The organism is Sphingobacterium sp. IITKGP-BTPF85 (genome assembly GCF_001006065.1).
Classification (GTDB): domain Bacteria; phylum Bacteroidota; class Bacteroidia; order Sphingobacteriales; family Sphingobacteriaceae; genus Sphingobacterium; species Sphingobacterium anhuiense.
Map to the genome: position 1 here is coordinate 1 of NZ_ASZT02000202.1, position 7,098 is coordinate 7,098.

The 7,098-nt window shown below is 37.0% G+C and carries 7 protein-coding genes; 1 reads left to right on the top strand and 6 read right to left on the bottom strand.

Features of this window, described 5'->3' with window-relative positions:
• Nucleotides 1–160 precede the first annotated feature (160 nt).
• Nucleotides 161–385: a hypothetical protein gene (locus L950_RS23380; protein WP_021189144.1), complete on the top strand. Its 225-nt coding sequence runs from the start codon at nt 161–163 to the stop codon at nt 383–385.
• Between the two features lie 49 nt (nt 386–434).
• Here the strand turns inward: L950_RS23380 and L950_RS23385 are convergent, their stop codons facing one another.
• From L950_RS23385 to L950_RS31110, 6 genes are all read right to left on the bottom strand, one after another.
• Complete coding sequence (locus tag L950_RS23385; RefSeq protein ID WP_156169834.1) at nt 435–1,655, bottom strand: TlpA family protein disulfide reductase; 1,221 nt, start codon at nt 1,653–1,655, stop codon at nt 435–437.
• 111 nt (nt 1,656–1,766) lie between these two features.
• Nucleotides 1,767–3,017, bottom strand: a complete 1,251-nt coding sequence (locus L950_RS23390) for a RagB/SusD family nutrient uptake outer membrane protein (RefSeq protein ID WP_021189147.1) — start codon at nt 3,015–3,017, stop codon at nt 1,767–1,769.
• Nucleotides 3,018–3,021: 4 nt separating this feature from the next.
• Nucleotides 3,022–3,594, bottom strand: coding sequence for a hypothetical protein (locus L950_RS23395; RefSeq protein ID WP_021189148.1), 573 nt, complete (start codon nt 3,592–3,594; stop codon nt 3,022–3,024).
• Nucleotides 3,576–5,852: a TonB-dependent receptor plug domain-containing protein gene (locus L950_RS23400; RefSeq protein ID WP_021189149.1), complete on the bottom strand. Its 2,277-nt coding sequence runs from the start codon at nt 5,850–5,852 to the stop codon at nt 3,576–3,578. Before L950_RS23400 ends, L950_RS23395 begins: the two co-directional genes overlap by 19 nt.
• Complete coding sequence (locus tag L950_RS23405) at nt 5,807–6,346, bottom strand: carboxypeptidase-like regulatory domain-containing protein (protein ID WP_021189150.1); 540 nt, start codon at nt 6,344–6,346, stop codon at nt 5,807–5,809. The genes L950_RS23400 and L950_RS23405 overlap by 46 nt, the downstream gene beginning before the upstream one ends.
• Nucleotides 6,347–6,665: 319 nt before the next feature.
• Nucleotides 6,666–7,098, bottom strand: a 433-nt coding sequence (locus L950_RS31110) for a hypothetical protein (protein ID WP_197086664.1), incomplete at its 5' end; no start/stop codon positions are given.

Below are 7,098 nucleotides of genomic sequence, written 5' to 3' on the forward strand. Positions count from 1 at the left end.
GGCCGGGGCAGGAAATAAAAGTCCACTTTAATAGTAAAAGCCCCCGATGCGCGGAAGCTTTTACGTGGCCATCCTTCAACACGTAGGATGATCGATTTGAACCGATATGAATATACGAAATATTTATATCATATAAAAACTCACTAAAAACTTGTCAATTATGGCTTGGTATCAATTAAATTCAAATGGCAATCCGACGATTGCCTCTAATTACAGTAGTGTATCATCGCCCAGCTGTTCAAGCGGGAACAAGATTTGTGCTATTAATGCTACAGATAACGGATCAGGTCAACCAGTTTTCACAACAGCGTTGCAAAATGAAATGATCTTGGCATTGCATACCGCAACTCCATCTACCAATGTGCAACTAAGAAACACTCCTTAGTCAATACATTGATTTTGAAACAGGGGACTAAGTCCCCTGTTTTTTTAACTCAGTCATATTTCCGAAATTCGATGATATCATATTCTCTGCTCTTTCTTTCAACATGCAGTCCATAACCAGCCAATTGATAGTTCAATTCTTCCAAAGTTTCAAAATTTCCAATTTCGATTACTCCCTTATAATCAGCTTCATCAATTGTTGGTGGAAACTCCCCTGAATAATCCAATAAAAATGCGAGTACAGATGATCCTTCAAGTTTATGAACGATTGGAACGGCATCATTTTCAACCATTGTGGCATCAATTTGTTTAATGACTAAACAGTTTTTATTTTTAACTTTCTCCATCATATGAACACGAAAATATTCTTCCAAATCGTGAATCACCAACTTAGCAATAGAAATACTATCTAATGATTGTGAAAAAGAACGCTCATAACAAATGCCGTTCTCCATTAACCAGACATTTGAGCCAGTACCATCATCCGGGTACTGATACTTATCTTTTATTGGAACATTCCATTCAACACGCTCTGGCAACATCAAGAAAGATGGCTTTTTAATAATAGATTTAAGGGCAATACAAGCAATAAAAAAACTCGTATTGTTAAAAGAGGCCTTTAGACTATCGCTATTGAGTTTTTCAAATTTTATTCCGTTCCAAGGAGACTTAGCATCATCATAACCTGTTATCGTGTATAACTTATTTTCTAGATTATGAGCAGATTCCTTTATTTCATTTAAAAGGTAATCATTTTTACGGATAACCCTTATTTCATCCTTTTCCAGTAAATCAAGTATTACTTTAGATTTTATAAAATCACTATGAGTAATTGCTCTTACAACATTATCTTTGAGAAATACAACATGCGGAAAAGATTCATGTCTAAACCACTTCGACAACAATGTATCCCCTACTATCATTGGAATATCAGCATTTTTATCTGCTAAAAATTTATTTGTTTTAAAAAATTTCTCGATCGTATTTTTATCCTGCTTAGTAACCATCATAATTTTCACCTTATTGCCAAGAGATTTCTGTACCGCCATCAGTTTAGGAATACTTTCAATACAGGTAACACATGATGTATGAAAAAAGTCAAGTATAGTGATCTGTTCATTAGAACTAGCAATATCAAGCAGTCCGCCTTCAGCATGAATAGCCTTGAAATGAAGAGTTTTCGGAATCTTGTCACCGATAATAAAATCAGTCTGCGCATAACTTCCTCCAAAAATCATTAAGAGGAAATAGATTATAATTATTTGTTTCATATTGTAGTTAATTTCTTGAATTTTGTACTAATTGACCTTCTCTGACAGCTGCTAAAGGCAGCATAATGGCATACTTCTTATCATTTGGAAATAATTCATAAACACTATTCTTCACTGTGCGCGTAAGTGTTTTCGAAACTGGGCATCCAAATTGAGACGCTTCAAATCTGGCCATCGCTGTCCCCGAAAAAGCAGTTCTTTACGACGTTCCCATAAGACTATTTCTAATAACTTCGTGGCATCATTTTCAGATACTTCTTGAAATGATGTAGATCTCCAACGTTTTTTGAGCAATTGATTTAATGCTGCTTTAGCACTATCAAAATTTTCAAGTCTTACTGCGCATTCTGCTTTTACTAAAAACATTTCAGCAGTAGTTAAGCCTACGAAAATACCGACAGGATTACCGTTGTAGGAGCCTCTAAATACCTTATCTGATCCATTCTCTCTAAAAAAAAGCCTTTTACGCAGATCACCATCTTCATAAGCATCATAAAGCTCCATTTCTATTTTAGCATAACCTTCACTCAATACTGAAGTATAAGTACTGGAAGCCTGAAACAGCACTTCATTATTAAAGGGAACGAAAGGATTTTCCAGATCAGCGTTCATCTGTTCATAATCTAATAATTGAGCATTAAGCGTCAGTGCCGAATCCGCATATTTATATGCCTCCTCATAATTTTGCATGGAAAGTAAAAGACGTGCTAACCCGGCATAAGCTGAAGCTTTCGCAGGAAGTCCTTTGGACTGTACAATTGTTGGTAATAGGGTAATTGCTTTTTTATAGTCGGAAATAGTCTGATCATAACTTTTCTCTAAAGAAGCCCTAGGTAACGACTGCTCCATATTTGAACTTAGACGCAACGGTATTCCAAGAGTACTTGCAGCATTATTAGGTTGGTATACCTCTGTGAAAACATCCAATAACTGATGGAAGGCAAATGCGCGAAAAAACAATGCTGTCCCATAGCAAACTTCCCAATCCTCCTGCGAGGGTGTATTGATCTTATCCAGCACTTCCATTATTAGATTTGCAGAGAAGACCACTTTATATGGCATTTGCCATTGCTTTGATAAAACGGCTGGGATATCCAACCATATATAAGCATTCTTATCATCGATTTCATTAATTACTTCCCAATCAGATGAATTCATAAAATAATTATCGGAAGCAATTTCGCCAACATATGGATATACATTATTGAAAGTACCATAGTCATTTAGCAATAATTCACAATCCTGGACTGTTTTTGGTATCGCCATTTTTGCATCGGGTTTTAACTCTAAGTATTCTGAACATCCTGATAAAAGACAAACACCGATAAATAAAATGCAAATAGTTAATAGGTTCTTTTTCATTAGATTAAAATTTTAGGTTTATACCAAAAGAAATCGCTAAAGGATCAGGGCTATTGTATCCAAATTCAGGATCTATATCCAGTTTATTTGCTCTCCATAATGTCATCACATTTGCCGCATAGCCGTATATAGAAGCTCGATTTAAAAATCGCTTTTTCAAGCCAGAAAGGTTATAAGACAATTGTATATCACGCAATTTTATCTGTCCAGCAGGTTCGACCAATGCCGAAGAAAAATTATAAAAATAATCGGCGACATAATTAATTGGATATTGAAATACAGGCACATCTGTTGTGCGCTCATCTCCTGGCTTCCGCCAACGTTTAGCATAATCTAGATGTCCCACCCCATCTAAAACCATACGGGAATTATTGTAAGATGTACGCATAAAATAATGCCCCAATTGATAAGAAATATTGAATGAAAATTCTAAGGGTCCATATTCAAAAGTATTTCGTAAAGAACCAAAGTACAAAGGCACGGTAGAACCATGATTTTCAAGATCATGGATAGTCGAATTGTAATAAATACTCATATAATCTTTCGAAACTTCTCCGTTTATATACCCGCGTGCCACCCCTGTTTCAGGATCCAGACCTGCCCACTTAAATGATAGTAATGAAAAAAGATCAGCCCCCTGAATAGGGTCATCTGCGCAGCATGATCACCACCTATGTAATCTAAACCGAGTGTATTCTCAACATTTGAATTAGTCACCTTAACACGGTTATACGCAAATGCAAAATTTGAAATCCACTTAAACTTACCACTGTTTACGTTAAGAGATCTGATAGACGCATCTATACCTTTACCCTTTGTATTTGCACTGTTATAAAAAAGGTTACCATAACCGCTAGTTGGATCAATCCGAGAAAAAGTAATCAGATCTTTGGAATTCTTTACATAGTATTCGATAGATCCTGAGAGTCTGTTTTCAAACAAACCATAATCTAGGCCTAGATTAAATGTTGCTACGCGTTCCCATCTTAAATCAGGATTACCAGGAGACTGTAAAACAGCATAGGAATTACCAGTTGTAGGATGCACATTTGACTGCACATTCAAAATTGGCAAAGCACTGATACTATTATTGACATTGCCATTATAACCATAAGTCGTACGGAGCTTCAGATAATTATTTTTTTGTTTGCCAAATAGCGATTCATTACTGAGTATCCAAGCCATTCCTACTGACCAAAAAGGCTGTCCTTTATCGTTTGTATTGACGCCAAATAAATTTGATGCATCTTTACGAACACTTCCCGACCAGATATATTTATTTAAATAAGTATATGATCCATTTGCATAATATGAGACAAATCTATTAGTCAATTTACTGATAACACCATAATCCGGTATCCGAAGATATCCTCCCTGACCTTGAAAGGATGGATACAACGTATTATGGTCTACATTTTTATAGGAATAATTTTCACGATTGAAACCATAGAATGTCGACGATCTCATTTGGGTCTGATTCTGGCGAATTTCAGACCCCGCTATACCTGAAAATTGGTGTTTATCATTCCATTTTTTATCGAAAGCCAGAACAAATCTACCTTGATGCGATTGAGCAGTTTCTGCAAAGTTCTGGAGGTAATCACCTACCGGTACTGGGTAAGTAACTTGATTAGCATCCCATCCTGCATAGATATTTATAAATTCACGCATTGTCTTACTCTCTACACTACGCCACACTTCATCATTAGCACTACCATTTCTATAATTATAGACTACCGAAGCTATTAGACCATCCATCAATTTATAATTCATATTTAGATCGATAATGGCTTCATTATTGGATCTTTTACTGGAGGTAGCATCCAATTCGGCTAAAGGAATATAGTTCCATCTCAATAGTCGTCCTCCAGCTACAGTATCACGAAACACTTTATTCATTCCTAAGGCCTCCACTTCTAAAGGATTTCCATTTTTATCAGCCAGTTCCATATATGGAAAATTACCAAACCCCAATCCCATACGATTAAATTCTATTGGGGCATCACTTTTCTGATTTTGACTTCTTATGTACTGTACCGAAACCTGAATATCTAATTTTTCAGTAGGTTTATAGCTGTTTGATGTCCTTAGATTAAAGCGCTCGTTATCGTTAAATACTACATTGTTTCTGTTATGGTCAAAACCAACTGCATTAAGACTTGAAAATTTCGAATTACCACCTGACAACTGCAGGTGATATTGCTGCTTAAAGGCTTTTCGGTAAATGTATTTTGTAAAATCATCTCTAGAATCCACACGACTTAGACGGTCTAGTTCCCGACTTAGTTCAGCATCTGAAATCAAGCCGTCAGTCCTTTTTTTTAGCAGATTGACGACAGGCGTAAAGTAATTCCAGATACTGTTAAATCTATATTTGTAATGATCCTTTTCATACAATGTTTTCTCCACTTCAATGTAATCTGCGGCGCTCATTTGAGGCATGTAATAGAGATCTGGTTTTTGAACAATTGTCATATTAGAATTGAAAGACACAGTAATAGGTTGACTATAACCTCCCTTTTTTGTCGTAATAACCAGAACGCCATTACCTGCCTGAGCCCCCCAAATAGATGCTGCTGCTGCATCCTTCAAAACTGAGATATTTTCAATATCATTCGGATTGATACTGTTAAAATCTCCTTGATATGGCATTCCATCAATTACAATCAAGGGCCAACGTTGTGAATACATCGTACTAGCACCCCTGATATATATATTGGGATAATTACCTCTACCAGCGGCAAAAACCTTTGGAGCAGAAATTCCTGGAACAATGTCCTCCAGCCTACTTATAAAATCCGTCGATACTTTACGATTAAAAAGTTTATTATCCACAAACTCAAATGAACCGTAGCTCGCTCTTTTGGGATTTTCTGATAACCGGTAGATACCACCTCTACTTCTTGGAGTTTATTATCCTCAGGTATTAATTTCACGACTAATGATACTCCTGAGGTATAATTGATTTCCTGAGTTTCGAAACCGACATAGGAGAACTTTACCTTTCCTTTTCGGTTTGTGACCAGCAGTTCAAAAGTTCCATTTCTAGATGTTCGGATCTGCAGATTCTCATCATCGATACGAATAGATACCCCCTGCATCGGCGTACCGTCAATGGATGATATCACTCTACCTGCAAGTTCATATTTTACCTGCCCGTTCACCCCGCTGGCCTTGCGGGGTATCTGAGCATATAAACTAACCATATGAAAGATCATCAATAAGGAGAGCAGTAATAGCTTACTGAGTAGCAATAGCTCTCCCTTATATTTACCAAGCTTCTGGAGATCCCTCCAATCCTTGGTTTTATATCTATTATCTATTTTCATTGTTGTAATTTCTAATGCATATAACTTCTGCTGTCCCCTTCAACTACCGAGGGTGACTTGTTCCTAAAGTCTTTTTTCTGCCCTCGGCAGCATTCGGGCTTCTAAACAGTGAAACTATATTCGTTACGTCCCTTTAAAGAACTTTAATTCATGTTTCGTAAGACTACTGGTCGGCGATTAGCTTTCATGATCATCGTGAGCTGTTCTGTCCACATAAGCTCAACAGATTCGCCGTTCATCTTTGCAACTTTTCGACTGTCTTTCACGACAGCTAGCTTCTCGATTCTTACATCAAGCTTAAAGTGCCTATTCAGATCGTTCAGTATCCGTTGTTGGTATTCCTCCGTTCTGTCTTCGCAGGTACCGTCAGTTCGTAGCAGTATCCGGGAGTACTTTCCTTTTCATCATTAGGAATAAACCGTTCACGGTCCTCTCCTAGCACCAGTATCTGGCCGACAGGAAAGTCGGCTGGCAACGCTAAGGCGAAAAGGTAAATCTCATAGATCTTCATATTGATCAGCGAAATCCGCAGTACATCGACAGCTTCATTGCGCACGACCAGACTAAAGGATTCCGAAGGTTCTGAAAGGCATATCAACAGCGAATAATAACGCTGTGCTGGCCGTTCACCCTTAACATATTTTAATGCGGACAGTGTAGTTACATATCTAAATTCTGGATCAAACCTTTTAAATAAACATTCAGGTAAATCTGTAATCATAATTGGTTTTTTAATAAAGGAGACACGTTTT

Excerpts from the sequence above, each read along its gene's own strand:
- L950_RS23390 (WP_021189147.1), bottom strand. The coding sequence starts at position 3,017 with ATGAAAAAGAACCTATTAACTATTTGCATTTTATTTATCGGTGTTTGT.
- L950_RS23405 (WP_021189150.1), bottom strand. The coding sequence starts at position 6,346 with ATGAAAATAGATAATAGATATAAAACCAAGGATTGGAGGGATCTCCAG.
- L950_RS23380 (WP_021189144.1), top strand. The coding sequence starts at position 161 with ATGGCTTGGTATCAATTAAATTCAAATGGCAATCCGACGATTGCCTCT.
- L950_RS23385 (WP_156169834.1), bottom strand. The coding sequence starts at position 1,655 with ATGAAACAAATAATTATAATCTATTTCCTCTTAATGATTTTTGGAGGA.